The organism is Nocardia sp. NPDC056564 (genome assembly GCF_042793755.1).
Lineage (GTDB): Bacteria > Actinomycetota > Actinomycetes > Mycobacteriales > Mycobacteriaceae > Nocardia.
The window spans coordinates 87,153-112,005 of the sequence record NZ_JBHTUR010000018.1 but is presented as its reverse complement, the minus strand read 5'-3'; the positions used below and the strand labels follow the sequence as shown (position 1 = coordinate 112,005).

Annotated in this window: 21 protein-coding genes and 1 pseudogene; 7 read left to right on the top strand and 15 right to left on the bottom strand. The window is 67.7% G+C overall.

Annotation, left to right across the window (positions count from 1 at the left end; genetic code table 11):
- Positions 1–26: 26 nt before the first annotated feature.
- The 3 genes from ACFQ9K_RS34115 to ACFQ9K_RS34105 form a co-directional block, all read right to left on the bottom strand.
- The gene (locus tag ACFQ9K_RS34115) at positions 27–602 is read right to left on the bottom strand and encodes a TetR/AcrR family transcriptional regulator (protein WP_378725163.1); all 576 of its coding nucleotides are present in this window, start codon (positions 600–602) and stop codon (positions 27–29) included.
- Between the two features lie 92 nt (positions 603–694).
- Positions 695–1,513, bottom strand: coding sequence for a nucleotidyl transferase AbiEii/AbiGii toxin family protein (locus ACFQ9K_RS34110; protein WP_378725159.1), 819 nt, complete (start codon positions 1,511–1,513; stop codon positions 695–697).
- On the bottom strand, positions 1,479–2,519 hold the full coding sequence (locus ACFQ9K_RS34105; protein ID WP_378725157.1) for a type IV toxin-antitoxin system AbiEi family antitoxin: 1,041 nt from the start codon (positions 2,517–2,519) through the stop codon (positions 1,479–1,481). Before ACFQ9K_RS34105 ends, ACFQ9K_RS34110 begins: the two co-directional genes overlap by 35 nt.
- 148 nt (positions 2,520–2,667) lie before the next feature.
- On the opposite strand from ACFQ9K_RS34105, the gene ACFQ9K_RS34100 reads away from it, so the two are divergent.
- Positions 2,668–3,582 carry an aminotransferase class IV gene (locus ACFQ9K_RS34100; RefSeq protein ID WP_378725155.1) on the top strand — a complete coding sequence of 305 codons (915 nt, stop codon included), beginning with the start codon at positions 2,668–2,670 and terminating at the stop codon, positions 3,580–3,582.
- Positions 3,583–3,592: 10 nt separating this feature from the next.
- Here ACFQ9K_RS34100 and ACFQ9K_RS34095 read toward each other — a convergent pair whose 3' ends face one another.
- Positions 3,593–4,267: a TMEM175 family protein gene (locus tag ACFQ9K_RS34095; RefSeq protein ID WP_378725153.1), complete on the bottom strand. Its 675-nt coding sequence runs from the start codon at positions 4,265–4,267 to the stop codon at positions 3,593–3,595.
- Between the two features lie 142 nt (positions 4,268–4,409).
- Between ACFQ9K_RS34095 and ACFQ9K_RS34090 the strand changes: the two genes are divergently transcribed.
- Complete coding sequence (locus ACFQ9K_RS34090; protein WP_378725151.1) at positions 4,410–4,928, top strand: PaaI family thioesterase; 519 nt, start codon at positions 4,410–4,412, stop codon at positions 4,926–4,928.
- A 1-nt stretch (position 4,929) separates the two neighbouring features.
- On the opposite strand, the gene ACFQ9K_RS34085 is transcribed toward ACFQ9K_RS34090, so the two are convergent.
- From ACFQ9K_RS34085 to ACFQ9K_RS34075, 3 genes and pseudogenes are all read right to left on the bottom strand, one after another.
- The gene (locus tag ACFQ9K_RS34085) at positions 4,930–5,844 is read right to left on the bottom strand and encodes a serine hydrolase domain-containing protein (protein ID WP_378725149.1); all 915 of its coding nucleotides are present in this window, start codon (positions 5,842–5,844) and stop codon (positions 4,930–4,932) included.
- 97 nt (positions 5,845–5,941) lie between these two features.
- Positions 5,942–6,271, bottom strand: a pseudogene (locus ACFQ9K_RS34080) (hydrolase); the annotation flags it as partial.
- A gap of 60 nt (positions 6,272–6,331) precedes the next feature.
- The gene (locus ACFQ9K_RS34075; protein ID WP_378725147.1) at positions 6,332–7,684 is read right to left on the bottom strand and encodes a serine hydrolase domain-containing protein; all 1,353 of its coding nucleotides are present in this window, start codon (positions 7,682–7,684) and stop codon (positions 6,332–6,334) included.
- A gap of 326 nt (positions 7,685–8,010) precedes the next feature.
- Between ACFQ9K_RS34075 and ACFQ9K_RS34070 the strand changes: the two genes are divergently transcribed.
- The 3 genes from ACFQ9K_RS34070 to bla all read left to right on the top strand — a co-directional run bounded on the left by ACFQ9K_RS34070 (position 8,011) and on the right by bla (position 11,038).
- Positions 8,011–8,454, top strand: coding sequence for a Fur family transcriptional regulator (locus tag ACFQ9K_RS34070; RefSeq protein WP_378725145.1), 444 nt, complete (start codon positions 8,011–8,013; stop codon positions 8,452–8,454).
- A 55-nt stretch (positions 8,455–8,509) separates the two neighbouring features.
- Positions 8,510–9,997 (top strand): catalase, encoded by a 1,488-nt coding sequence (locus tag ACFQ9K_RS34065; protein ID WP_378725143.1) that lies wholly within the window; start codon positions 8,510–8,512, stop codon positions 9,995–9,997.
- Positions 9,998–10,114: 117 nt separating this feature from the next.
- Complete coding sequence (bla, locus tag ACFQ9K_RS34060; protein ID WP_378727233.1) at positions 10,115–11,038, top strand: class A beta-lactamase; 924 nt, start codon at positions 10,115–10,117, stop codon at positions 11,036–11,038.
- A 20-nt stretch (positions 11,039–11,058) separates the two neighbouring features.
- Here the strand turns inward: bla and ACFQ9K_RS34055 are convergent, their stop codons facing one another.
- Positions 11,059–11,499 (bottom strand): hypothetical protein, encoded by a 441-nt coding sequence (locus tag ACFQ9K_RS34055; RefSeq protein WP_378727236.1) that lies wholly within the window; start codon positions 11,497–11,499, stop codon positions 11,059–11,061.
- A gap of 697 nt (positions 11,500–12,196) precedes the next feature.
- Between ACFQ9K_RS34055 and ACFQ9K_RS34050 the strand changes: the two genes are divergently transcribed.
- Together ACFQ9K_RS34050 and ACFQ9K_RS34045 are read left to right on the top strand one after the other, a co-directional pair.
- Positions 12,197–13,423, top strand: a complete 1,227-nt coding sequence (locus ACFQ9K_RS34050; RefSeq protein ID WP_378726710.1) for a cytochrome P450 — start codon at positions 12,197–12,199, stop codon at positions 13,421–13,423.
- On the top strand, positions 13,420–14,010 hold the full coding sequence (locus ACFQ9K_RS34045; protein WP_378726711.1) for a TetR/AcrR family transcriptional regulator: 591 nt from the start codon (positions 13,420–13,422) through the stop codon (positions 14,008–14,010). Before ACFQ9K_RS34050 ends, ACFQ9K_RS34045 begins: the two co-directional genes overlap by 4 nt.
- A gap of 55 nt (positions 14,011–14,065) precedes the next feature.
- Here ACFQ9K_RS34045 and ACFQ9K_RS34040 read toward each other — a convergent pair whose 3' ends face one another.
- The 7 genes from ACFQ9K_RS34040 to ACFQ9K_RS34010 all read right to left on the bottom strand — a co-directional run bounded on the left by ACFQ9K_RS34040 (position 14,066) and on the right by ACFQ9K_RS34010 (position 24,753).
- Complete coding sequence (locus ACFQ9K_RS34040; RefSeq protein WP_378726713.1) at positions 14,066–15,298, bottom strand: FAD-dependent monooxygenase; 1,233 nt, start codon at positions 15,296–15,298, stop codon at positions 14,066–14,068.
- Between the two features lie 195 nt (positions 15,299–15,493).
- Positions 15,494–17,245 carry an allophanate hydrolase gene (gene atzF, locus ACFQ9K_RS34035; protein WP_378726715.1) on the bottom strand — a complete coding sequence of 584 codons (1,752 nt, stop codon included), beginning with the start codon at positions 17,243–17,245 and terminating at the stop codon, positions 15,494–15,496.
- On the bottom strand, positions 17,246–20,902 hold the full coding sequence (gene uca, locus ACFQ9K_RS34030) for an urea carboxylase (RefSeq protein ID WP_378984056.1): 3,657 nt from the start codon (positions 20,900–20,902) through the stop codon (positions 17,246–17,248).
- 25 nt (positions 20,903–20,927) lie between these two features.
- Positions 20,928–21,629, bottom strand: a complete 702-nt coding sequence (locus tag ACFQ9K_RS34025; protein ID WP_378726463.1) for a GntR family transcriptional regulator — start codon at positions 21,627–21,629, stop codon at positions 20,928–20,930.
- 423 nt (positions 21,630–22,052) lie between these two features.
- Entirely contained in the window at positions 22,053–22,556 is a 504-nt protein-coding gene (locus ACFQ9K_RS34020) for a GNAT family N-acetyltransferase (RefSeq protein ID WP_378726465.1), read from the bottom strand.
- A 184-nt stretch (positions 22,557–22,740) separates the two neighbouring features.
- Positions 22,741–23,478, bottom strand: coding sequence for an SDR family NAD(P)-dependent oxidoreductase (locus ACFQ9K_RS34015; protein WP_378984053.1), 738 nt, complete (start codon positions 23,476–23,478; stop codon positions 22,741–22,743).
- An 84-nt stretch (positions 23,479–23,562) separates the two neighbouring features.
- Complete coding sequence (locus ACFQ9K_RS34010) at positions 23,563–24,753, bottom strand: DUF418 domain-containing protein (RefSeq protein ID WP_378726469.1); 1,191 nt, start codon at positions 24,751–24,753, stop codon at positions 23,563–23,565.
- Positions 24,754–24,853 lie beyond the last annotated feature (100 nt).

Here is a 24,853-nt window from a genome sequence, read left to right as displayed (position 1 = left end):
TACGTTATAAAGGTGGCCAACCGCAGCTAGTCGGCACTACCGTCGGTCGGCCCGAGCAATGCCACGAAATCCCGGAACGAAGCCGTCATATCGACGGCCTCCGGATCGAGCAACCACTGCGTCTGCAACCCGTCCAGCACCGCGATCAACAGCGGCGCCACCTGCTCTGGCGTCCGTCCGCCCGCCAACCGCTCGCCGAACTCCGCCCGCAACAGCTCCGCCAGCCGCCCCCTGGCCTGCGCGTACCGCTCGACGAAATACTCCCGCGCCGGATGCCCGCCGGTCACGCTCTCCCCGGCCAACGCCGCGAACGTCTGCACCACCCCCGGCCGCGTCGCGTTGTACTCGACCAACTGCTCCAGATGCGACAGCCGCCACCCGTCCGACCCGCCGGCCAAGAACGCCGCCGTATCCCACCGGTCCCGAGCCTCCAGCACCGCCACCAGCAGGTGCTCCTTGCTCGGAAAGTAATGCAGCACCCCCGGTTGTGTAATCCCCACCCGCTCCGCCACCGCCCCCAGCGAAACCCCCCGATACCCCCGCTCCGCGATAACCTCCCGAGCCGCCGCCAAAATAGCCGCCCGCCGCTCAGCCCCCTGCACCGCCCGCCCACCCCGCTGTCCCTGACTCACCGCCCGAGCGTAACCAGCAATACCGCCATCAATGCACAACCGGCGCGAACGCGATCACCCTGTCACTCGTGCCGGACTGTTCGCTCCGCACGAATGCCGGCATACATCGCCGAAACTCGCAGATACACTTGATCGAAAGGACCGACCATGTCGTTCGCCAGCCGCCGCAATGAGATCGGGTCGTCCAGCAGCGGTTGAACCCGGTTCGAGTCCGCCGTTTCCAGCAGCCGCGCGATATCTTGGCCGAGTCGGTGCGCGCTCGCCAGCGCCGCGTCGTAGTCATACGCGGCGAGCAGCTCGATATGTCCTGTGTACAGCTCATCCAATTGATGGCCGCTGTCATACCAGTCGAGCATTGTTGCCAGGTCGATCGCGTCTTTCGTGCTCCGCCAGTGTCGATCGTGCCAGGCGACGAGTTTTAAGAGCGCCTGTGCCGCTATCGAGGGAACTCGTACACTCAACCGGCCGGGTAGAACGGCGATTTCGGCCGCGGCGAAGGCTTCGCGGAAACCGAGGGTGTTCATTCTGAAGTCGTCCGGCCAGTCGACGGTGCGATCGTTATTCTCGATCGGCCCGCACGGGATGACATCGACCGGAACGCCGCATACCTCGAACCGATGGCATGACTGATCGATAGCGGACATCCCTGACCGCAATCGATGAACTTCATCCCAGCTCGCCACGGCAATGGCGATGTCCACATCACGGGTTGCGCGTGCCGGGACGGAGCCGAATACCCCGAGGGACACGATGTTGCGTGCGGTCGCTCCGACCACCAGGAATTCGATCCCGTGGGATACCAGTAGCTGATTGATCCGGCTGAGTACGGTTGCCGCCAGCGTGATTTCAGGATCCGTCGAGTTCGACAAGTCGATGGTCATGCGCCCGTACCCTTTCCGCGTGTGCTCGTTGGCGGGGATCACCCGATGCCCACATATCGGCGTAGATGAGCGTGCTCGGAACCAGTGCGTCGAACGGTTCGGGTGGCGTCCAGAATCGTTTCCGAACAGCGATATTCGGCTCGAGCCCGGAGCGGCTCCAGCGCCGGTCGGCAACGACGGCCGCTGGAATGGAATCGCAATAGAGAGTGGCCGTCGTCGGTGTCAGATCGGGGTCGAGCACGGTGCCCCCGGCTTCTCCGCCGAGTTGAACCCTGTTCTCCAGCAATAGCTCTCGCGAATCACGCCACCAGCGTTCGGCACGGTCGTGGAATTCGCCGATCGTCAACTTGTAGCTGACCGATGTGGTGAATGCTTCGGTCCAACGATCCAGTAGCTCTTTACCGTTGGCGAGTGCCCTTGTTCCGTCGGCGGTGTAGAGGTAGCCGCTGGCTTCCAGCTCGTTCATGACGATCTGGGTGGTGCCCAGCGAGACGCCGGCCCGCTCGGCGATCAAACGCAGGGGGAGATCGAGCGTGTCCGGCCAGCTCAAAACGGCGAAGAGTACTTTTGACCCGGCAGGACTGAACGCGCGAGGCGCGCGCCGAGCCGACGTGTACTCGGGCGCGGGGCGTCGGTTGCCGACGATGTAGATCAGCATCGCGGGCCAGCTGATCGAGATGTTCCCCGCACGGTCGACGAAGTCCACCCCGTTCCGCCGCAGCACCTCGGCACTTTCTCTGGAGACGTACGGCGTGAGGAGAAGCGTCGGTAACTCGGTTGGTGGTAGCGCGCGTGCGCTGACGCTCGTGAGCTGGGTTTTGAACTCGACCGAATAGGTTCGGTCACCGCGTGCACCCGCCTCTAGCCGTGCGGCCAGATCATGTCGGCGGTCAGCGCTCGTATCGGGTCCGATCACCGTCAGGCTGATTCCGTGCTTCGCGAGCGCCGCCTGCGCCTCCCGCATCAGCATGTTCACTTTGCTGCTACGTTCATTCGCAATGAACATGAGCAAATTATGTACAATGAGATCGGGTAAGGCAAGTAGCGAGCTGCCTCACGTGTCGGAGCTGCTTGCTGTCAGCCAGCCGGTGATCTGGAGCAGTGTCGATGAAATCCGGTCGACCGCTCGACCGTGGGGCTGTTAGCCTCCGCCGATGGCAAACCCCTATCCCCATGTGTATCTAGGTGACCGGATCGTTGCGGCTGAGGCGGCTACGGTGGGGGTCGCTTCGTCGGCGGTGTTGTATGGGCTCAGCGTCTATACCGTGTTTCCGGTTCATGTGGCGGGGGCGGCACGGACTGCGTTCCGGTTGGACGATCACTTCCGGCGGCTCGAGGAGTCGTGCAAGATCATCGGGATCGATCGGTTCGGGCAGGAGTGGGACTACCAGCGGTTCTATGCCGCGGTGGTCGAGGTGGTCGGGCGGAACGCGCCGATCGAGGACGTATTCGTCCGGGCCACAGTGCATGTCGTCGAGTCGATCCCGGGCACCCGGGTGCGTGGTTGTGCGATCCAGGTCAGCATCTTCGTCTACGACGCGGTGCCGATCGTCCCGCAGGACGGCATGCGGCTGAAATCCAGTCCGTGGCGGCGCATTCCGGACAATGCGATCCCCTCACGCGCGAAAGTCAACGGCGCGTATGTGAATTCGGTGCTGGCCAAGCAGGACGCGATCGACAGCGGCTACGACGACTGCATCTTCCTCGACGGCAGCGGCCACGTGTGTGAGCTCAGCGCCGCCAACATCTTCCTGGTCCGCAACGGCACGCTGATCACCCCGGACGTGTCCTGCGACATCCTCGACGGCATCAACCGCCGGACCATCTTGACCCTGGCGGCCGAGGACGGCATCCCGGTCGTCGAACGCGCCGTCGACCTGACCGAGCTCTACATCGCCGACGAGGTCTTCGTCACCGGGACCTCCGCGGGCGCCGCACCGGTCTTCGAGGTGGACGGCCGCACGGTCGCCGACGGGCACGCGGGCCCGATCTCCCAGGCCCTGCGCAAGCGGCACGCCGCCGCGCTGCGCACCGACGACCTGCACGGCTGGATCACCCCGCTGAACTGACCACCCTGGGCTAGACCGGCGGGTACTCGGCCCGGCGGACCCGCGCGGACTCCGGCCGGAGGCGATCGAGCAGCTTCCCGCCGAACGTGGCGGCGAGCGGAACGAAGAACCAGACGTACCAGATGTACGGCATGACCCACACCAACCCGGCCGTCAACGCGAAGACCGAGGTGACCGCGGCCGACGCGTTGGCGCTGATCCGGAGCTTCGCCGCATCGACGCCGGGCCGCAGTATCGCGCGTCGCCAGGCGAACTCCTTCATGATCGCCTCGGAGCCGAACAGCGCCGCGGCGGTCGCGGCGAACAGGCACGCGGCCAGCTTGTTGTCCGATGCGTGCCCGAATATCGCGGTCGGGAACGGCAGGAAGGCGGCGAACAGCAGCAGCGGTGCGTGCGCCGCGGTGGTCGCCCGGTCCAGCCGCTCGACCTCGTCGATGAAGACGTGGTGCCTGCGCCACACCGACCACAGCAGGAAGAACGCCAGCACGAACGCGATGAACGACGCCTTCTCGTGCCAGAGGAACTCGCCGAGGGCGTGCGGGCTCGCCAGCTCCGCGCCCTCCGGCCGTTTGATCTCGATGACCAGCAGCGTGATCGCGATCGCCAGCACCGCGTCGGCGAACGCGCCCATCCGATGGGCGCTGAAGAATTCGTTCTCCGCAGAGGGCACTACGCGGTCGGTCACTGCTCGGCTCCTAACGGCAATGCGGTGAATCGGTTGAACCGTATCGGATCGTCGGCCGCGGGGTCTGCCGTGGGAAGCGGTGCTGCGTAAGCGTGGCGTAACTTCATTCAGGACACAGTTGATTCCTGATTGAGGGGTGCGCATGACCGGACTCGCCGAAGCCGCCGATCATGGCCCGCGGAGCGCCGCGAGTGGCCAGGCCAGGGACGGCGCGTCGTCCGCGCATGGCGACAACTGCTTCGGCTGCGGACCGGCCAATCGCGCCGGCGTCGCGATGGTGTCGGCCCTGGTGGACGGACGGCTCACCGGCACCTGCACGTTCGACGAAAAACATCAGGGCGCGCCCGGCCTGGCGCACGGCGGCGTGGTGGCCGCGGTGCTGGACGAGGCCTCGGGCACCGTGCCGACGCACAGCGGGATCCCCGCGGTGACCGCCAAGCTCGCGGTGAACTACGTCAAACCCGCGCCGCTGCACCGCCAGATGACCGTCTCCGCGCACATCGATCGCCGGGAAGGCGACCGCAAGCTGCACATCTACGCCCGGCTCGAACTCGACGGCGAACTGATCGCCGAGTCCGACGCGCTGTTCATCGTCGTCACCCCGGAGCACTTCCGCGCGCACGGCGCGAAGGAGGGCGAGTTGCCCTTTCTCGGCGTGTGATTCAGCGGATGCCAGGTGCGTCCGGACCGAGGCAGGCCATGATCGCGCAGCCGGGCGCATTGTCCGCGAACGGCGGGGCCAGTGGGAAGTTCAAGCAGGACAGGATATTACAGCCAGGATAGGCGAACGGTCCGGCGCCGAACACCGCGAGCACGAAGTTCAGATCGACGAATTGGCTCGGGTTCAATCGCACCGGCGGCTCGACATACGGCCCGGGGTCGGGCATGGGCGGTTCCTGGAACGCCGCGAACAACCGGCGGAAGAATTCGTGCGGCAGTTCCGCGATGTTCTGGATGGTGCCGGTGATGCCGTACTGGCTGACATTGCCGAAGAACCCGGTCCACATCACCACCAGGTCCAGGCTGGGGATGATGAAGATGTTGTTCAGGCCGAGCCCGGCCATCATGTACACATCCGCGGGCAGCATGCTGTCCGACTCCGCGCACCCCGGTCCGAGCCAGAACAGATAGCCGTAGCACCGGTTGGCCTTCGACGGTTCGCGCGCCTGTCGCAGGTATTCGGTGGAGACGATTTGCCGTGCGCCCCAACGCCCGTCATTGCTGGTGAGCAATCCGAGTTTGGCGAAATCGTTCGGCGGAATCATCAGGTGGGCATATCCGTAGGTGTGCCCGGCGCGGTCGCGCGCCCAGTAGTAGTCGCCGCGTTCGATGCCGAGCGGATCGAACAGTTCCCGCTGCGCGAATTGCTGAAGTGGTTCGCCGACCGCAAATTCCAGCACATAGGACAGCAGATCGACATTGCGCTGGCTGTAGCTGAACACCGCGCCCGGCGGATTGTCCAGCGGCACGCCGAGCGCCTGCACCGCGCTGTTCGGATCGATCGGCACGACGCCGGTGGCGCCCTCGGCCAGCACGCCGACCTTCATCCCCGAGGTCTCGGTGAGCAGGTTCGCCACGGTGATCGAGCGATGCTCGGCGTCCCCGAGTTCCGGCGGGCAGATATCGATCGATCGGCGCGGCGAGGTCGAGTTTGCCCTGATCCCAAGCGATCCCGGCGAGCAGCGAGACGACGCTCTTGGTCGCGCTCCAGATATTCCACGCCACATTGTCGGTCGGCGCGTTGTTCGGTCCCTCGCCGATCAGGCAATTGTGCCGGAATACCTTGATATTGACGCGGTTTCGACCGGCGGCAAAGGTCAATGCCTGGGCGAGCCCGGCGCTGTCGAGGCCGGCCTGTTCCGGCGTCGCCCGCGCCGGTTCCCGGCCGGATTGCACTGCGCAACGCACCGGTTCGGCGGAAGCCTGCCCGCTGCCGGTGAATAGGTTCCCCGCGACCAGCGATAGCACAGCGAACCCAACGAGGAACCCACCGAATCGCCCCATGGGCACGAGGCTATCGCGCGAACGAGGCCGCGACCGGCGAATGGAGAGGGTGCCGGAGATTCACCGAATCCCCGGCGCGTCCGGGCCGAGGCACACCAGGATCGCGCAACCCGGTGCGGTGTCCCAGAACGGCGGGGTCAGCGGATAGTCCAGGCAGGAGAAGACATTGCAGCCCGGATAGGCGTCCGGCCCGATGCCGAATACCGCGAGCAGGATATCCGGATCGACATAGGTTCTCGGGTCGAGCACCACCGGCGGCTCGACGAACGGGCCTGGATCGGGCAGCGGCCGATCGTGGAACGCCGCGAACAGTTTGCGGAAGAATTCGTACGGTAACTCCGCCTGATTTTGCAGGCTGCCGGTGACGCCTTTGCCGCTGCGGTTACCGAAGAACCCGGTCCAGACCACCGTGAGGTCGAGGCTCGGAATGCCGAAAACGTTCTGCATCCCGAGTCCGTCCATCATGAACACGTCCGGCGGCACGTTGTACAGCGGTGCCGCGCACTCGGGACCGAGCCAGAACAGATAGCCGTAGCATTCGTTGGCCGCGGACGGCTGCAGTGCCTTGCGCAGATATTCGGCCGAGACGAGTTGTTTTGTGCCCCAACGTCCGTCGTTGCTTACCAGCAGGCCGAGCTTGGCGAAATCGTTCGGCGGAATCATCAGGTGGGCATATCCGTAGGTGTGCCCGGCGCGGTCGCGCGCCCAGTAGTAGTCGCCGCGTTCGATGCCGAGCGGATCGAACAGTTCCCGCTGCGCGAATTGCTGCAACGGCTCGCCGACCGCCAATTCCAGCACGTAGGTGAGTAGGTCGACATTGCGCTGGCTATAGGTGAATTTGGTGCCGGGCGGATGCACCAGTGGCATGCCCAACGCCTGCACCGCGCTGTTCGGGTCGATCGGCACCACGCCGCTGATGCCCTCGGTGAGCGCGCCGACCTTCAATCCCGAGGTCTCGGTGAGCAGGTTCGCCACGGTGATCGAGCGATGCTCGGCGTCCCCGAGTTCCGGCGGCAGGTAGCGATCGATCGGCGCGGCGAGGTCGAGTTTGCCCTGATCCCAGGCGATCCCGGCGAGCATGGAGACCACGCTCTTGGTGGAGCTCCAGATGTTCCACGCGACATTGCCGGTCTGCGCGTTCGTCGGTCCCTCGCCGATCAGGCAGTTGTGCCGGAACACCTGCACGTTCAACCGATTTCGGGTCGCGGCGAAGGTGAGTGCGTCCGCGAGCCGCGCCGAATCCAGGCCGACCTGCTCCGGCTGCGCCCGCGCGAACTCCCGCCCGGACTGCGGCGTGCACCGAACCTCCGCGGCCGGGCGGCTCGGTTCCGCCTGCGCGCCGCCGGCGAAGACATTGCCCGCGACCAGCGAGAACGCAGCGAACCCAACCAGGAACCCACCGAATCGCCCCATGCGCACGAGGCTATCGCGCGGATTTGCCAGGACCGGGACACCAGGGCGGCGAGCCGGGCGGAAAACACAAACGCCGCCAGGTCAAAAACCCTGGCGGCGCTGAGTCGCCGGACGCCACGCCAGCGTCACGACTCGAAGTCGACGTCCCACAAGCGCCTCTCGGCGGGTGGTCGCTCGTAGCGACAAAGGGGTGAGGCCCGGGGCTGTCCGGACGCCGACAGTGGTGATCAACGACCACCCACCCGGATGTATTCCAGGTCGGTAGCTGTGACGCGTGACACTGTCCTTTTCTTGACTAATTCCAGAAAAGGTGGAGTATCGAAGGCATGCACACCAACCACACCGACCCGCGAACGCAGTTGCGCGCGGCCGGCCTGCGGGTCACCGCCCCGCGGGTCGCGGTGCTGGACGCGGTCGCCGCCGCACCGCATTCCGATGCGGATCGGGTGGCGGCCACCGTCCGGGAAGCCCTGGGCTCGGTGTCCACGCAGGCCGTCTACGACGTGCTGAAGGCTTGCGTGCACGCCGGACTGCTGCGGCGCATCGAGCCGGCCGGCTCGCCCGCGCTGTACGAGACCCGCGCCGGGGACAACCATCACCACCTGGTGTGCCGTAGCTGCGGCACGGTCGTCGACATCGACTGTGCCGTGGGCGCAGCGCCCTGCCTGGCCCCCGCCGACGACCACGGTTTCGCGGTCGACGAGGCGGAGGTCGTCTTCTGGGGTCTGTGCCCGGCCTGCCGCACGAACAGCGGCAGCAATCCTGATTGAGCCCCGGGGGTACAGCCCGCCCCCGGGCATCCGCGCCGACGAGGAGGCTTCGAGAATGACCAAGCCGACAACCACCAACACCGGAACCCCGGTGGAGAGCGACGACGAATCGCTCACCGCCGGAACCCAGGGCCCGATCCTGCTGCACGACCACTACCTGATCGAGAAGCTGGCCCAGTTCAACCGCGAGCGGGTGCCGGAACGGATCGTGCACGCCAAGGGCGCGGGCGCCTACGGCGAGCTGGTGGTGACCAATGACGTCAGCCGCTACACCAAGGCCAAGCTGTTCCAGCCGGGTGCGCGGACCGAGTCGCTGGTCCGGTTCTCCACCGTCGCCGGCGAACAGGGCAGCCCCGACACCTGGCGCGACCCCCGGGGTTTCGCGGTGAAGTTCTATACCGAGGACGGCAACTACGACCTCGTCGGCAACAACACCCCGGTCTTCTTCATCAAGGACCCGATCAAGTTCCCCGACTTCATCCGGTCGCAGAAGCGACTGCCCGGCAACGGACTTCGCGATCACAACATGCAGTGGGACTTCTGGACCCTGCGCCCGGAGACCGCGCACCAGGTGACCTGGCTGATGGGCGACCGCGGCATCCCGAAGACCTACCGGCACATGAACGGCTACGGCTCGCACACCTATCAGTGGGTGAACGCGGCCGGTGAGCGCTTCTGGGTGAAGTACCACTTCAAGACCGACCAGGGCGTGGACTACCTGACCCAGGCCGACGCGGACCGGATCGCCGGCGAGAACGCCGACTTCCACCGCAAGGACCTGTGGGACGCGATCGAGCGCGGCGAGTTCCCGAGCTGGACGCTGCACGTGCAGGTGATGCCGGTCGCCGACGCCGAGGGCTACCGGTTCAACCCGTTCGACCTGACCAAGGTGTGGTCGCACAAGGACTACCCGCTGATCGAGGTCGGCAAGTGGACGCTGAACCGCAACCCGGGCAACTACTTCGTCGACATCGAGCAGGCCGCCTTCGAGCCGTCGAATGTCGTTCCCGGCATCGGCTTCTCGCCGGACAAGATGCTGCTCGGCCGGGTGTTCGCCTACGCGGACGCGCACCGCTACCGGATCGGCACCAACTACGCGCAGCTGCCGCCGAACCTGCCGCGCGCCGCGGAGGTGAACTCCTACTCCAAGGAGGGCGCGATGCGGTTCGCCTACAACGACGCGAGCGTGCCCGTGTACGCGCCGAACTCCTACGGCGGCCCGCACGCCGATCCGGCGCAGGCGCCCGACGGCGGCCTGTGGGAGTTCGATCCGACGATGGTGCGGGCGGGGTACGTCCAGCATGCCGAGGACGGCGACTTCACCCAGGCGGGGACCTTGGTTCGCGAGGTACTGAACGATGACCAGCGCGACCGTCTGGTGAACAACATCGTCGGGCACGTGCTCGGCGGTGTGCGGGAGCCGGTGCTGAGCCGGGTCTTCGAGTACTGGACCAATGTGGATCCCGATCTCGGCAAGCGGGTCGAGGAGGGCGTCCGGGCCGGCCTCGATACCGGTTCGACGCCGCCGCCCGCGCAGGGCTGAGGGTGAGCTCGGGGCGGGTGTGCACCTCGGGTGCGCACCCGCCCCGGTCATAGCCGCAGGTGATGCGGACCGGGGTACCGGTTTGCCGGGCGTTGGCCAGCCTGCGAAAGTGATGGGATGTTTCGGCTGACGCGTGACTCCAGGGTGGCCTCGATCGCCGCCGCTCTCGTCCTACCGTTGCTCGCCGCCTGCGGCACCGATTCCACTGCGGCACATACCGACTCGCCGGCCTCGAGCGCCAAGGCCGACGACTCCTCGGCCGCGGAGCTGGCCGCGCTGGAGCAGAAATACGAGGCGCGGATCGGCGTCTTCGCGGTCGACACCGGCAGCGGCAAGACGCTGACCGCGCGCGGCGACGAACGCTTCCCGTTCCTGTCCACCTTCAAGGGACTGGCCGCCGGGGCCTTGCTGAAGGCGCATCCGCTCGACACCGGCTACTTCGACCGGGTCATCCACTACACCGCCGCCGACCTGCAGAGTTATTCGCCGGTCACCAGCACCAAGGTCGCCGAGGGCATGACCATCGCCCAGCTCGCCGAGGCCGCGGTCACCCAGAGCGACAACACCGCGGGCAACCTGCTGCTCCGCGAACTCGGTGGCCCGCAAGGGCTCACGGACTTCCTGCGGGGCATCGGCGATCCGGTGAGCCACCTCGACCGCTGGGAGCCGGAGCTCAACACCGCCATCCCCGGCGACGAACGCGACACCACCACCCCGGCCGCGCTCGCCGCCGACTACCGCGCGCTGGTGGTCGGCGACGCGCTCGGCGCGCCGGAACGAGCGCGGCTGACTGGCTGGTTGAAAGCGAACACCACCGGCGACAAGCGAATTCGCGCGGGTGTGCCGGCCGGCTGGAGTACCGGCGACAAGACCGGAACCGGCGACTACGGCTGCGCGCACGACGCGGCGATCACCTGGCCGGATGGCTCGGCGGCGCCATTGGTCATCGCGATCCAGACCTGCAAGGCGGTCAAGGACGCCGAATCGAGCAACGACGTCGTCGCGGAGGCCGCCAGGGTGGCCGTCAAAGCTGTGCGTTGACGGCCGGATCCCGGTGGGGGTCAGGCCGCCGCGCGCCGGGCGCGCAGGCCGGCGAAGCCGATGAGCAGGTCGGCGATGATCTCGAAAATCGCCGCGAACCAAGAGAATCCGTTGACCCTGGCGGCGGCGGGCGGGTTGATGAAGCTGTCGCTGAGCGGGCCGAACCAGTCCGGGCACAGGTGCACCAGGATGAACCCCGCCGCACTGGCGAAGCCGATCGCGACGGCCGCGAGCGCCGACCACCGATGCCCGGTGAATACCAGCACGATGGTCGCGATCCCGAGTACGAATTGCACTGCGCCGAGCACCATTACGGCGCTGGAAACGGTGTCCATCCCGCGGCGCAGGTGATCGGCGCCGTGGGTGAGCAGCGCCACCGCGAACAACGCGGTAGCCCAGCGCAATTCGGAGAATGCCGGACCGGCGGCGAGATTCTGCCTGGCGACTGTCGGGTGCGTCATCGTGACCCCATCGGATGAGACGCGGCGGCAACGGTGCGCGCCGCTCTACGACCGAGTGTAGTAGACCTGGTCCGTTCGGACCAGGCTCCAGTTCACGGTTACAGCAGGCCCCACCAATACAGCACGCAGGCCAGCACCCAGACCACCACGGTTTCCATCGTCGCTCCCAATCTCCTTCACGCACCTGTCTCCATCATCCGCCATCGGGGATCGGTTGATACAAACTCGGCGCATCCGTTGCCTAGATGACGCCATTACCTGCGGTTTTACGCCTGCAAGGTGTTCTTAAGTCCGTGCTAAGCCCGCGCGGGCATTGTTTGTCTCAACACCGAACGCTCCGGTTTGGGGGAACCGGAGCGTTCGGTGGGTCAGTCCACCACCGGGGGTGGGGAACGGAGCGCGACCTGTCTTCGAGGGGTTGGCAGGTCGGGCTCCGGGGAAGAGTGCTTGCCGGGCCGGTCCACGAGGGGTGACCGGCCTGGCAGGCCACTCGGGACAGCGGACACGTTTCCGCAGGCTCTTCCGGGAGCTGACCGGCAACGGACACCGAAGTTGCCACTGCTGAAGGTAACCGCGGGTGCGCGGGCGATGATCCCGAGGCGAGGGGCGGCCGGACCGGTTTCGGAGGGTAATCGGCCCGGCGCCACGGGTAGAACTTGTTCTAGACACTTTTGCGTATTTGTCTTACCGTCACTACATGTTGATCGATGCGTATCGGCCCGCTCCCGTCTTCGAGCTCCGCTCCGGCGCCACCTGGACGTCGCCGTGGGAGATGTATGCCGCACTGCGCGAACAGGATCCGGTGCATCACGTGGTGCCGCCGACCCGTCCCGACCATGATTACTGGGTGCTCACCCGGCACGCCGACGTCTACGCGGCGGCCCGCGACAGCGAGACCTACTCCTCCCGGGACGGCCTGACCGTGGAGTACGGCGAGCTGGAACAGATCGGGCTGACCGACAATCCCCCGCTGGTCATGCAGGATCCGCCGGAGCACACCGACTTTCGCAAGCTCGTCGCCCGCGGGTTCACGCCCCGGCAGGTGAGCGAGGTGGAGCCGGTGGTGCGCCGATTCGTCCGTGACCGCCTCGACCGGATCGCCGCGGACGGCGGCGGCGATATCGTCAAGCAGGTGTTCAAGCCGCTGCCGAGCATGGTGGTGGCCTACTACCTCGGTGTGCCCGAGGAGGATCGGGCGCGGTTCGACGGCTGGACCGACGCGGTGGTCGCGGGCAGCATCGATCGCGCGCAAACCCAGGCGCTGCCCGCGTCGATGGAGATGATGGGCTACTTCGCCGAGCTGATCAAGCGGCGGCGGACCGACCCGGGGGAGGACACCGTATCGCTGCTCGTGCAGGCGGGCATGGCCGCCGACGACGCGGATGTGCGCGGGCTGGTGCAGATTCTGGCCTACACCTGGACGATGGTCGCGGGCGGCAACGACACCACGACCGGATTGCTCGGTGGTGCGGTGCAACTGCTGCAACAACATCCGGACCAGCGCGCCGCGTTGGCGGCGGACAAGGACCGAATCCGCACGGCGGTAGAAGAATTCGCCCGGTTGACCGCGCCGGTGCAGGGCCTGGCGCGGACGGTGACGCGCGCGGTCGAGCTGCACGGCAGGACAATTCCCGTGGGGCGCAAGGTATTGCTGGTGTTCGGTTCCGCCAACCGCGACGAACGCGCGTTCGGCGACGACGCCGCGGAGCTGAATATCGACCGGAATCCGCAGCGCATCCTCACCTTCGGGCACGGGGCGCACCACTGCCTCGGTGCGGCCGCGGCGCGGATGCAGGCCAGGGTGGCACTGGAGGAGCTGCTCGATCGCTTCCCGGACTACGTCGTGGATATCGACGCGGTCGAGTACGCGCCGGGGCCTTATGTCCGGCGGCCGACCACCGTCCCGTTCCGGTGCGTGGCGTGACCGGGGACTGGTTGGCGGACGGGCGCGCGGAACTGGCGAGCGAGCGGATCCTCGACGCGGTGCGCGCCTTGTTCATCGACAAGGGGGTCGCCGGTGTCGGGATGGCCGAAGTCGCCGAGGCCGCAGGATGTTCCAGGGCGACGCTCTACCGGTATTTCGACAATCGGCAGGCGCTGTACGTCGCCTTCGCCGGTCGCGAGGCTCGGCAGGTGGTCGAGCGGGTGTGGCGCGATCCCGTGGTCACCGCGGCCGCCGATCCTGGCGAGCGACTGCTCGACGGTTTCACCGCGCTGATCGCGGAGGTGCGCAAAACTCCGCACCTGGCCGTGTGGTTCGAGCCGGCCAATGCGGGAATCGTTGCGCAGCTGTCGGATTCGTCGGAGGTGGTGCATCCGCTCGCGGCCGGATTCGTCAGCGGGTTCCGGCCGGATCTGCCCGCTCCCGCCGCGCGCAGACTCGGACAGTGGTTGGTCCGGGTGATGGTGTCGCTGTTGACCCTGCCGGGTGCGGGCGAAGACGACGAGCGGGCGCTGTTGCGCAATTTCGCGCTCCCGTTTCTGCTCGACCGGCGAACGGTCGTCGAATAGGCCTATGCGACAACGACCGGAGCCGTACCGACGGCTCCGGTCGCTGCGGATCGGGCTACCGGCCGGCCGGCTGCGCGGAGTAGTCCGGCAGGTCATAGGACTCGGTCTTGGTGAGCATCTTCATCATCAGCGGCTTCATCGCCTTCGAGGTCATCAGCTTGCTGACGGTGTGCCCCGCGCGAATGCCGAAGCTGGACTTGGGCGTCATGGCCTTCAGGCCGCCCGGCGGGAGCTCCTGCGCCTTCGCGATGAACGGGCGGAGCACCTCCTCGTAGCGGACCGGCGCCTGCGCGAGATCGCCGGTGTGCGTGGCGATCTCGCCGGCGAGCACGTATGCGCCGATCAGCGCCATCGCGGTGCCGTTGCCGGTGAGCGGTGAACCGCAGTAGGCGGCGTCGCCGAGCAGCACCACCCGGCCCTTCGACCAGGTCGGCATGTCGATGCGGGCCAGCTCGTCGAAGTAGAAGTCGTTCGCCGCGCCCAGCGCGTCGGTGATGGTGGCGGCCGCCCAGCCGCCGCCGCCCAGACGCTGCCGGATCAGGGCCTGCTGCGCCCGAACATCCCGGCGCAGTGCGGGATCCGCGTCGGTGCGGATGGTGATCAGGGCCTTCGCGGTGGCCGGGTCGGCGTCGGGGCGCAGCCCGATATTGGTCGCGCCGACCATCGAGTGCATGGTGAACCAGTTGTTCTCCACGTCGTCCGGGGACGGCAGGGTGAAGAAGGACATGTAGCCGCCGAGGTAGGTGGAGAACTGCTCCTCCGGACCGAACACCAGCCTGCGGGTGCCGGAATGCAGTCCGTCCGCGCCGATCACGAGGTCGAAGCGCTGCCGCGCGCCGGAGGCGAAGGTGACGTCCACTCCGCTCTCGTCCTGCGCGAGCGCGGTGATCCACTCGCCGTAGCGGTAGTCCACGCCGCCCGCCTCAGTCAGCGCGTCGAGCAGCACCCGGTTGAAATCGCCTCGGGTCAGCTCGATGTCGGCGACGGCGCCCTTGCCCTCGAACAGCTCGGTCGGCATGCGCACGATGTCGCGGCCCGCGGCGTCGACGAACTTCATGCCGCGCTCGTCCAGCTGGTACTTGCGGATGCCCGGCATCAGGTTCATCCGCTCGGCGACCTCGACGCTGGGCCCGCGCAGGTCCACGGCCTGGCCGCCCGGCCGCGGCGCCTCGGCCCGCTCCACCACGGTGGCCCGGATGCCTGCGCGAAGCAGTTGCAGCGCGACCGCGTTGCCGCCGATGCCGCCGCCGGCGATGAGGATGCGGGGCTGGGTGGGGTTGGTGCTCATGATCTGGTCCCTTGCTTTGCTCGAATGTCTTAGACATATGTCTACATCATGTTTGAACGTATGTCTAGAACAAACGTCTAAATCGGTTTCGGGCGCAATGAACCGCAGCCCCCATCTCCTCGAAACAGGCCAACGACCGAAGGCGCCCTTCAGCTGGACGGGCTGAAGGGCGCCTTCGGTGGTTGGCGGATGAGGCTATCTGGACAGGTAGGACTTCCACCCGCCGAACGCGGTGATGTCGGTGGCGGCGACGGCGGCGTCGTAGGTGCAGGCGAAGCCGATTACCGAACGGCCGTCGGACAGTTCGATGCTGGTCAGCGCCATGGGAGCGGGGAGGGCGGCGAGGAAGCTGCCGAGTCCGGCTGCGGAGACGCGGTAGAGCTCGCCGAGGATGGGGGCGCCGAGCCCGTCGCCGTGGCGCACGAGTCCTGGCTTCGGGGGTGTGGTGTCCAGGGCGGTCAGGCGGTAGGCGTCGGTGGTGCGGATGTCTCCGGCGAAGCGGGCGCCGATCTGTTCCAGCTGCCAGTGCAGTGGCTGGCCGCGCAGGTGAGCGCCGAAGACGGCCAGGTCAACACCGTGCTCGACCAGCAAGGGTGCGGGATCGGCGCCGACCATGCGGGCGGCCAGATCGATGGCGACCTGGTCGGTGAACGCGGGTGTCACCAGCATGACGCCGAACGGTGCGCCCGCCGTGGTGGGTGCGCCGGGAATCGCGATCGATGCCATGTCGAGCAGGTTGCAGAAGTTGGTGTAGGTGCCCAGGCGCCGGTTGATGCCGATCGGGTCCGCCCGCACCGCGGCGATACTCGGATGCTCGGTGGTGGTCGGCAGCAGCAGGGCCGCGAAACCGTCGAGCAGCTCGGCGGCCGACGCCCGGGCGCGGGCCAGGGTGTCGAGATCCGCGACGAACGCGGGACCGGTTGTCGCACCGGCCGATTCGATGATGGCGGCGACCGTGGGATCGGCGCCGGCGGGCTGGGTTTCCAGGAAGGCGCCGACCGAGGCATAGCGTTCGGCGACGATCGCGCCGTCGTACAGCAGCAGCGCGGCGTCGAGCAGGCCGGAGATGTCGACCTCCTCGACCTTCGCCCCGGCATCCGCGACCGCGGCGACGGTCCGGGCGAAGGCCTCCCGGTACGGCTCGCTCAGCGCGACGAGGTCGGCGGCGCGCGGAATCGCGATCCGCGCGGCCAGGGGCGCCGCCAGCCGCACGTCGGCCGGCCAGCTGCGGCTGCGCGGATCGCGCGGCTCCGGCCCGGACATCACCGCGGCGGCCGCCACCGCGTCGGCGAGCCCGGCGGCGAAGACGGTGACCGCGTCGTAGTCCACGCAGGCGGGCACGACACCGTGCGCCGGAATGATGCCCAACGTGGCCTTGATGCCGACGATGCCATGCAGGGCCGCGGGTACCCGGCCGGAACCGGCGGTGTCGGTGCCGATTCCGATATCGGCGATGCCGAGCGCCACCGCCGCCGCCGAGCCCGAACTGGAACCGCCGGAGATCAGCTCGGGATCGAACGCGTTGCGCACCGCACCGTAGGGGCTGCGCGTCCCGACCAGCCCCGTGGCGAACTGGTCGAGGTTCGTCTTGCCGAGCACGATCGCGCCCGCCGCGACCAGCCGCTCGATCGCGGACGCGGTCACCTCGGCGGTATAGGCGAATTCGGGGCAGCCCGCGGTCGTCGGCAGCCCGGCGACGTCGATGTTGTCCTTGACCGCCACCAGCACACCGGCCAGCGGCAGCGCGGCGCCGTCGGCGAGCCGCTGTTCGACGGCCGCCGCGTCGGCGGCGACCTCGCGCTCCGGGCGCAGCGTGATCCACACCTCGGGCCGATCCACCTCGGCGATCCGCCGATACGCGGCGGCCACGCGTTCGGTGGGTGGTGTCGTGTTGCCCACGGGGAGGGCAGCTGGTGAGGTGGATAGGGAGGGCTCGCCGGTGGCCATTCAGTCGACTCCGATTACTGCTAGTGGGGTTCCCGGTTCTACCTTGGCACCTGGCGTGGCCAGGACCTTCAGCACGGTGCCGGCGCCCGGGCTGTGCACCGGCAGTTCCAGTTTCATCGCTTCCAGCACGGCGATCGGCGATCCGGCGGTAAGACGTTGTCCCGCTTCGACTTCGACTCGCCAGACATTGCCGATCATGGGCGCCGTCACCACCGTCGCGCCGGGCGGCAGGCCGGCCAGCGGATCGTCGGCGAGTTCGGCGGCGGGCGCGGTCGCGGCGGGCCGGTCGAACTCGCCCGCCGCGCGCCAGGCCGCCTTCTCCGCCTCGAACGCCGCGGTCTGCTTGGCCGTGAACGCGGCGATCGAATCGGCCTCCGCGCGCAGCAGCGCCAGGTGATCGGCCAGCGCGAAGGTGCCGTCGCTGACCTCGGCGTCGAACCGGCCCGCCCGGGCCGCCTCGCGGTGGTCCAGCAGTTGTTCGGCGCTCACCGGTTCCCAGACGATGCGGTCGAAGAACCGGAACAGCCAGGGCGTGCCCGGCTCGAACGGCGCGGACTGCCGATAGCTGGACCAGATCGGCACGGTCCGGCCGATCAGCTGATAGCCGCCGGGCGAGGCCATCCCGTACACGCACAGGTACTTGCCGCCGATGCCGACCGCGTCGGACGGGGTCCAGGTGCGGGCCGGGTTGTACTTGGTGGTGACCAGGCGATGCCGCGGATCGAGCGGAACCGCCAGCGGCGCACCGAGATACACGTCGCCGAGGCCGAGCACGAGGTATTCCGCGTCGAACACGGTGGCGCGCACGTCCTCGACGCTGTCGAGTCCGTTGATGCGGCGGATGAATTCGGTGTTCGACGGCAGCCACGGGGCGGTGTCCCGAACACCGCTGCGGTACCGGTCGATCGCCTCGGCGATGGACGGATCGTCGAACGAGAGCGGCAGCCGGATGGTACGGCTCGGCACCACCAGGTCGGTGGTCGCGGGCAGGGCGAGTTCGATCTCGTGCAGCGCGCCGAGCAGCCGATACTGCGGCAGCACTTCGGGATCGAAATGGATGTGCAGCGAGCGGACGCCGGGGGTGACGTCGAGGATGCCGGGCAGGCCGGTGCCGGTCAGCGCCTCGGCCAGCGCGTGCACGCGCATGCGCAGGCCCAGATCCAGCACCATCTCGCCGTATTCGACCAGGATGTTGTCGTCGCCGCCGCGCAGATAGGCGACCCGGGGGCGATCGCTGTCGCCGGTGATGGACCCGAGAATGCCGTGATCACGCAGTGCGGCACGCGGATTCGGGACGATGTCGTGCGCGCGGGCGCTGTTCGACTCGCGCAGCAGCACGGCCTCGTCATCGGTGACCGGCACGAAGCGGAGGGTGTCGCCGGGTCGCAGCTGGCCGAGTTTCCAGCGGTGGCCCGAGACCACGGTCAACGGGCAGGCGAAGCCGCCGAGGCTGGGGCCGTCGGGACCGAGCAGAATCGGGGTATCGCCGGAAACGTTCAATGTGCCGACGCTGTACGGGTTGTCGTGCAGGTTGGACGGATGCAGGCCGGCGTCGCCGCCGTCGGTGCGTGACCAGGTCGGCTTGGGTCCTTCGAGCCGGATGCCGGTGCGGTTGGCGTGGCTGCCGACTTGCCAAGCGTGGGTATAGAACTGGGTCATGTCGTCGTCGGTGAAGTAGGCGGGGGAGGTCTGTGGTCCCTCGCCGACGGCGAGCTGCCAGTCGTGGGTGAAGTCGGGTCGCTGGTGCTCCGGCACCTCGGCGGGGGTGCTCAGGGTGTGCTCGTCGGTCGGCGCGATGCCCAGTACATCGCCTGCCACAACGGCTTTGCCGGTCACACCGCCGAAACCGCCGAGGGTGAAGGTGGCGGCGCTGCCGTGGTAGAGCGGGGCGTCGATGCCGCCGCGCACCGCCAGGTAGGTGCGCAGGCCGGCGTCGGCCGGTGCGCCGATGTCGAGCACCGAACCGGCAGGCACGGTGATCGGCTGCCACATGGGCGCGGGTTGTCCGTCGATCGTGATCGGGGTGGGTGCGCCGGTCACACAGACCACCGCGGTGTCGGAGAAACGCAGCTGCGGCCCGTGCAGCGTGCACTCCAGCGCGGGCACGCCGGCCGGATTGCCGACGGCGGTATTGGCGAGGGTGAACGACAGGTCGTCCATCGGGCCGGACGGTGGAATTCCCACCTGCCAGAGACCGATTCGGCCCGGATGATCCTGCACCGTCGTCATGGTGCCGCCGCGCAGCACATCGATGCGGCGGCCGACCGGGCGGATCTCGGCCAGCGTGGTGGTGATGTGTTCCGCGCGCAGCACGCGCGAATCGCCGCTCGCCTGGCGCAATTGCGGGAGGTTGGTCTGCACGCCGTAGATATGGGAGTCCGCGAGGGCGCAGGCGAGGCGGGCGAAGGCCTGGTCGCGGCTCGCACCAGTGGCGATCACCTTCGCCAGCAACGGGTCGTAGTACGGGCTGACCTCGGTGCCGGTGCCCACCCAGGTGTCGACGCGCAGCCCTTGCGGCTCGCCGCCAGAGATGCCGGCGCCGGTGTGGGTCTCGACCGGGAAGGCCGCGGCGGTGACCAATCCGGCGCTGGGCCGGTAGTCGTGGCCAGGGTCCTCCGCGTACACCCTGGCCTCCACGGCCCAGCCGGTGATCGGCGGGCCGCTCTCCGGCTGTTCGTCCACCATCGAGGTGTCGCCGCCGGCCAGGCGCAGCATCCAGGCCACCAGGTCGACGCCGGTCACGGCCTCGGTTACCGGATGTTCCACTTGCAGCCGGGTATTCATCTCCAGGAACGAGGCGGTGCCGTGGTCGGTGTCGTACACGAACTCCACCGTTCCGGCCGAGCGGTAGCCGACCGATCGGGCGAGTTCTCTTGATGCCGAGAGCAATTGGTCGGTCAACTCGGCGCCGAGGCCGGGGGCCGGTGCTTCCTCCAGGACCTTCTGGTTGCGTCGTTGCAGCGAGCAGTCCCTGGTGCCGAGGCTCACCACGCGGCCGTTGCCGTCGCCGAACAGCTGCACCTCGATGTGCCTGGCCCGCGCGACGAAACGTTCCAGGAACACACCGGTCGAGGCGAAGTTCGTCGCGGCCAGGCGCTGAACGCGCTGGTAGGCGGTGCGCAGCTGGTCCGCGTCGAAACAGGCCTGCATGCCGATGCCGCCACCGCCGCCGACGGCCTTGAGCATCACCGGGTAGCCGATCCGCGCGGCCTCCTCGACCGCGTGCTCGGCCGAGTCGAGCAGGCCGCTGCCGGGGATGAGCGGAACGCCGACCGCCCGCGCGGCTTCGCGCGCGGTGTGTTTGTCGCCGAACACGCGCAGCTGCTCCGGGGTCGGACCGACGAATCGCAGTCCGGCCTCCGCTACTCGCGTGGCGAAATCGGCGTTCTCCGAGAGGAATCCGTAACCGGGATGGATGGCGCCCGCGCCGGTCGCCAGCGCGGCCTCGATCACCAGGTCCGCGCGCAGGTAGGACTCGGCGGCCGGGCCGGGGCCGAGACGCACTGCGACATCGGCGATTTCGACATGGGCGGCGCCGGTGTCCGCATCGGAGTAGACGGCGACCGTCTTCAAGCCCAGCGCTTTCGCCGATCGCATGATCCGGCAGGCGATCTCGCCACGATTGGCGACCAGCACCGTATCGAATTCCAGTCTCACGTGCTTCTCCCTATTCAGTTGAGGGTTATTCGGCGGCCATCGCCGCGATGGCCCGGGTGACTCGTTCGAGCACCACGTCGAGTGATTCACCGATATGTGTGTGCAGCAGCCGGTAAGCGAGCGGAAGATCCTCGGCGAGAACGGCATCCAGGATGCCGAGGTGCTCGGCAATCGTGGTCTCGATGCGGTTGTTGACCATGAAGTCGTACATCCGGACATGCCGGATGCGGGAATTCACCGCCTTCAGCGCGCGCACCATCTCGGCGTTTCCCGCCGCGGTGAGCAAGGTGACGTGGAATTCCTCGTCCCGCACCACGAATCCGGGCTCCTGCACCGGCGGATCGGCCCGCAGCGCCAGCCACGCGTCGCGCTCGACCTCGAGCAGCGCTCGATCGTGGGTCACCGCGGGATTGGTCATCGCCCGCTGAATCCCGCCCAGCTCCACCGTGATTCGCAGTTCGTACAGATCCCGGATCAGCGGAATGCTCGGCCGTACCGGGCTGAACCCGTACTCCTCGCGCTGCAACAAGCCGTCCGAACACAGCACGGTCAGCGCTTCCCGAATCGGCGTCCGCGAAATCCCGAACCGCGCCGACAGTTTCGGCTCCGTCAGCCGCTCCCCGAACTTGATGTCCCCATTCATCAGCTCGCTACGCAACGCCGCATAAACCACGTCCCGCAACGGCTTCCCCGCCGCATCCTCCAGTGTGGCCAACCGTGTCGACATGCCTGTATACGCTATGGAGCTCGCGTTTCATCGATGTGACGACAGGTTAGCAAGGCGTAAGAGTCTCCTCACCGCTCGTCCGCACCCGACCGGAACGCACGCTGGCTGGAGCTGGAATTTGCCATCAAGTTGCCACTGTCTTCGGGTGTGCCCATTTGGGGTATGGCCGCTGTCGTGGGTCATGGCATTGAATGCGGGTGATTAGCTGTGCGCGAGTGCGCGGTACAGGCGGTGGGCTTTGCCGGAGCTGGCGTCTGTCGGCACTCTCTCGCTGACGTCTTCGCTAGGCGGGCGAGGGGCCCATCGAACGGGCTGGTGCGGTATCGACCGCGGGTTACGCGGAGGGGTGATATGTCCCGTGGGCGTTCGGGGTCGAACTGTGTTAGTACTCGGAATAGCTTGGGGTGCAGGGTTATTGGTTGGTCAGATGTTGGCTAGTTTGTATTCCAGGATGTCTCGGGGTTCGCCTGCGCCGAAGTAGCGTTCCTCGTAGCCGGTCCAGGCGAAGCCGATGCGGCGGTAGAGGTTGTATGCCGACTGGTTGGTCGGGCGGACGGTGATGAGGACGCTGCGCATCGCCTGGCGGCGGCATAGGTTGATCGCCTCGGCGAGCAGGGTGGATCCGTAGCCGCGACCGCAACTGTGCGCGCGGACGGCGAGGCTGAGCAGCCAGCCGCGGCGGTCGGGGGTGAGCGCGACCAGGACATGGCCGGCGACGAGGCCGCCGACCTCGACGATCAGCCAATTGGCGCCGTGCAAGTCGAAGAGTTGGCGCAGCACGAAGTACGGGTAGGCCTGATCGCCGAAGCGTTCGGCCTCGATCGCCGCGACATCGGCGAGATCGGAGAGTTCGGCATTCCGATACACGGGCGTCGATGACGTCGTCGCGCTGTCCACTGTGCTCGCTTGCGCGGTAACACGAGTCATATTTCACAGCGTAAGCGTTTGCTCGCTCGGTCGCGGCGAACCCGGTGTGCACGATCCGGATCGAGATCGTTCACCCGGAGTCTCGCGGTCGCACATAACCATTCGCTGACCGGCCGATCGGGTTCGGCCGAGCGCCCCGCGTTGCCCGGATTTCACCGGCGGTTTGCCTCAGTCATGGGATGTTTCAGGTGGTCGCGGCCTTGACGCGAAAGTGCTGCGCGGTCACCGCTTCGGCCTCGTCGCTCACCAGGTAGGCCACCGCGTCGGTGAGCTCGGTTGCCGCGCCGAGGCGTTCGGATGTGCCAGTCCCCATGACGTAACTCGGTTCGTGCTCGTCCTTGGCCGGGCCGCCGTTGCCGGCGCCCGCCGTCCCGGCGCTGACCGCGTTGATCGCGATGCGCCGTTCGGTGAACTCCGGGGCGAGCGAGCGGGTGAACTCCGCGATCGCCTCCGTCGCGGCGTTTTCGACGGCGTTGCCGGGTGCCGTGGAACCGCCGACGGTGATGATGCGACCGCCCTCGGCGAGGTGGACCGCGGCCAGCTGGATCCCGTTGAACACCGCCTTGGCCGGCGCCGCGAAGCCGAGATCGAACTCTTCGGCGGAGATCTCGCGCAGCGGCGTGGTGATCGCGGCCGGACCGGTGTGCACCAGCACATCCCAGTGCCCGCATTCCTCCAGCAGCGCCTGGACCAGCTCCGCGTATTCGTCCCGGTCGCCGATGTCGGCGGCCAGCGCGAGCGCCGAACCGCCCGCGTTGGTGATCTCCTTGACCACGTCGGCGGCCGATTCGGGGCTGTGCGGGTGCTGGATCACCACCTGCGCGCCCTGTCCGGCAAGGGTTTTGGCGATGGACTTGCCGATTCCGGTGTCCGCGCCGGTGATCAGGGCGGTCTTGCCGGCAAGCGGGCCGGTCGTGTTCATGGCCATGCCTTTCCGTGTTCGCCGCTGGATACCCGGCGGCGGCCCCAGTATGCCGTCCCGGTCCGCCCAAAATCGACTGCCGCGCTACACCGTCCGGCTTTCCAGCGCGCGCCAGGCGGGGCGGCGGGCATTGGTGATCCAGCGCAGCAGCCACTCCGCGGGTCCGTATCGATACCGGCGCAACCACACCGCGCTGACCGCCAATTGGGCCGCGAAGACGAGCAGGGCGACCGCGAAGGTGGCCAGGGGCGACAGGGTGCCCGCCGCGCCGAATCCGATGCCGGTGAACAGGAGCAGCCCGATCGCGGACTGGCCGAGGTAGTTGGTGAGCGCGATCCGGCCTGCGGGTGCGAGGGCGGTGCGTATCCAGTTCGTGCGGGGACTGTGCATCAATCGCAACAGGGTTGCAACGTACGCGGCGGCGAGCGCCGGCGCGGTGACGACGCTGACCGCGACCGGCAGGGCCGTGCCGGTGCCGCCGCCGAGCGTGTAGAGCACGCTGCCGGCCAGGCCGATCGGGAAGCCGATCCATTGGACGCGCCGCAGGATCGGTTCGTCGCCGCGCACCCGCGCGAGCAGCTTCCGGCGCCCCGCGACCATGCCGAGCAGGAAGATGGCCAGCGCGGTCGGCCCTTGCATGGTGACCGCTTGCAGGACGAGCAGCGGCAGTCCGGCGAGGTGTTCGCCGATGATGTCGCTCCACCCGCCGAGCATCGCGGCCGTCGCCTGACGGCCGTTCTCCTGCGCCTCGGCGGTCGACGGCAAGATCGCCGAGGTGTTCATGAGCAGGCCGCTCAGCAGCAAGCCCGCCAGGACGAACCCGTACAGCCAGGCGGCCGCCTTCAGCGCCGTGCGATCCGCGACGCCGCGCATCCAGAACAGCACCAGGCAGGCGACCGCGTAGGTGGTGAGCACGTCGCCGCCGTAGAGAAACACGATGTGCAGCACCCCGAGCCCGAACAACCCCGCGATCCGCCGCAGCATCCGCGGTTCGAACGCCGCGCCCGCGCGCACCGCCGAGGTCATCTGCAAGGTGAAGCTGTAGCCGAACAGGAACGAGAACAGCAGATAGAACTTCATGTCGACGAACACCGAGGACAGCGCGCGCACCAGGTCGTCGAGCGGCGAGTCGAACGCGGGATCGGTGACCAGATTGCCGGGATACCCGGAGGACATGAAGGTGATGTTGACGATGAAGATCCCCAGCAGCGCGAACCCGCGCAACGCGTCTACGTCGTAGATCCGCCCGCGCGGCGCAACCAGCTGATCGGTCATGGTGCCCGACTTTCAGTTATCGAGACGAGAATAAGTATGTGAGAGATACTATATGACAGATACTAACTCTGCTCGACGAGTCTTCGCCCTGGTCTGATGG

Excerpts from the sequence above, each read along its gene's own strand:
- ACFQ9K_RS34110 (WP_378725159.1), bottom strand. The coding sequence starts at position 1,513 with ATGACCATCGACTTGTCGAACTCGACGGATCCTGAAATCACGCTGGCG.
- ACFQ9K_RS34105 (WP_378725157.1), bottom strand. The coding sequence starts at position 2,519 with ATGTTCATTGCGAATGAACGTAGCAGCAAAGTGAACATGCTGATGCGG.
- ACFQ9K_RS34100 (WP_378725155.1), top strand. The coding sequence starts at position 2,668 with ATGGCAAACCCCTATCCCCATGTGTATCTAGGTGACCGGATCGTTGCG.
- ACFQ9K_RS34090 (WP_378725151.1), top strand. The coding sequence starts at position 4,410 with ATGACCGGACTCGCCGAAGCCGCCGATCATGGCCCGCGGAGCGCCGCG.
- ACFQ9K_RS34075 (WP_378725147.1), bottom strand. The coding sequence starts at position 7,684 with ATGGGGCGATTCGGTGGGTTCCTGGTTGGGTTCGCTGCGTTCTCGCTG.
- ACFQ9K_RS34070 (WP_378725145.1), top strand. The coding sequence starts at position 8,011 with ATGCACACCAACCACACCGACCCGCGAACGCAGTTGCGCGCGGCCGGC.
- ACFQ9K_RS34065 (WP_378725143.1), top strand. The coding sequence starts at position 8,510 with ATGACCAAGCCGACAACCACCAACACCGGAACCCCGGTGGAGAGCGAC.
- bla (WP_378727233.1), top strand. The coding sequence starts at position 10,115 with ATGTTTCGGCTGACGCGTGACTCCAGGGTGGCCTCGATCGCCGCCGCT.
- ACFQ9K_RS34055 (WP_378727236.1), bottom strand. The coding sequence starts at position 11,499 with ATGACGCACCCGACAGTCGCCAGGCAGAATCTCGCCGCCGGTCCGGCA.
- ACFQ9K_RS34050 (WP_378726710.1), top strand. The coding sequence starts at position 12,197 with ATGTTGATCGATGCGTATCGGCCCGCTCCCGTCTTCGAGCTCCGCTCC.
- ACFQ9K_RS34040 (WP_378726713.1), bottom strand. The coding sequence starts at position 15,298 with ATGAGCACCAACCCCACCCAGCCCCGCATCCTCATCGCCGGCGGCGGC.
- atzF (WP_378726715.1), bottom strand. The coding sequence starts at position 17,245 with ATGGCCACCGGCGAGCCCTCCCTATCCACCTCACCAGCTGCCCTCCCC.
- ACFQ9K_RS34025 (WP_378726463.1), bottom strand. The coding sequence starts at position 21,629 with ATGTCGACACGGTTGGCCACACTGGAGGATGCGGCGGGGAAGCCGTTG.
- ACFQ9K_RS34020 (WP_378726465.1), bottom strand. The coding sequence starts at position 22,556 with ATGACTCGTGTTACCGCGCAAGCGAGCACAGTGGACAGCGCGACGACG.
- ACFQ9K_RS34015 (WP_378984053.1), bottom strand. The coding sequence starts at position 23,478 with ATGAACACGACCGGCCCGCTTGCCGGCAAGACCGCCCTGATCACCGGC.
- ACFQ9K_RS34010 (WP_378726469.1), bottom strand. The coding sequence starts at position 24,753 with ATGACCGATCAGCTGGTTGCGCCGCGCGGGCGGATCTACGACGTAGAC.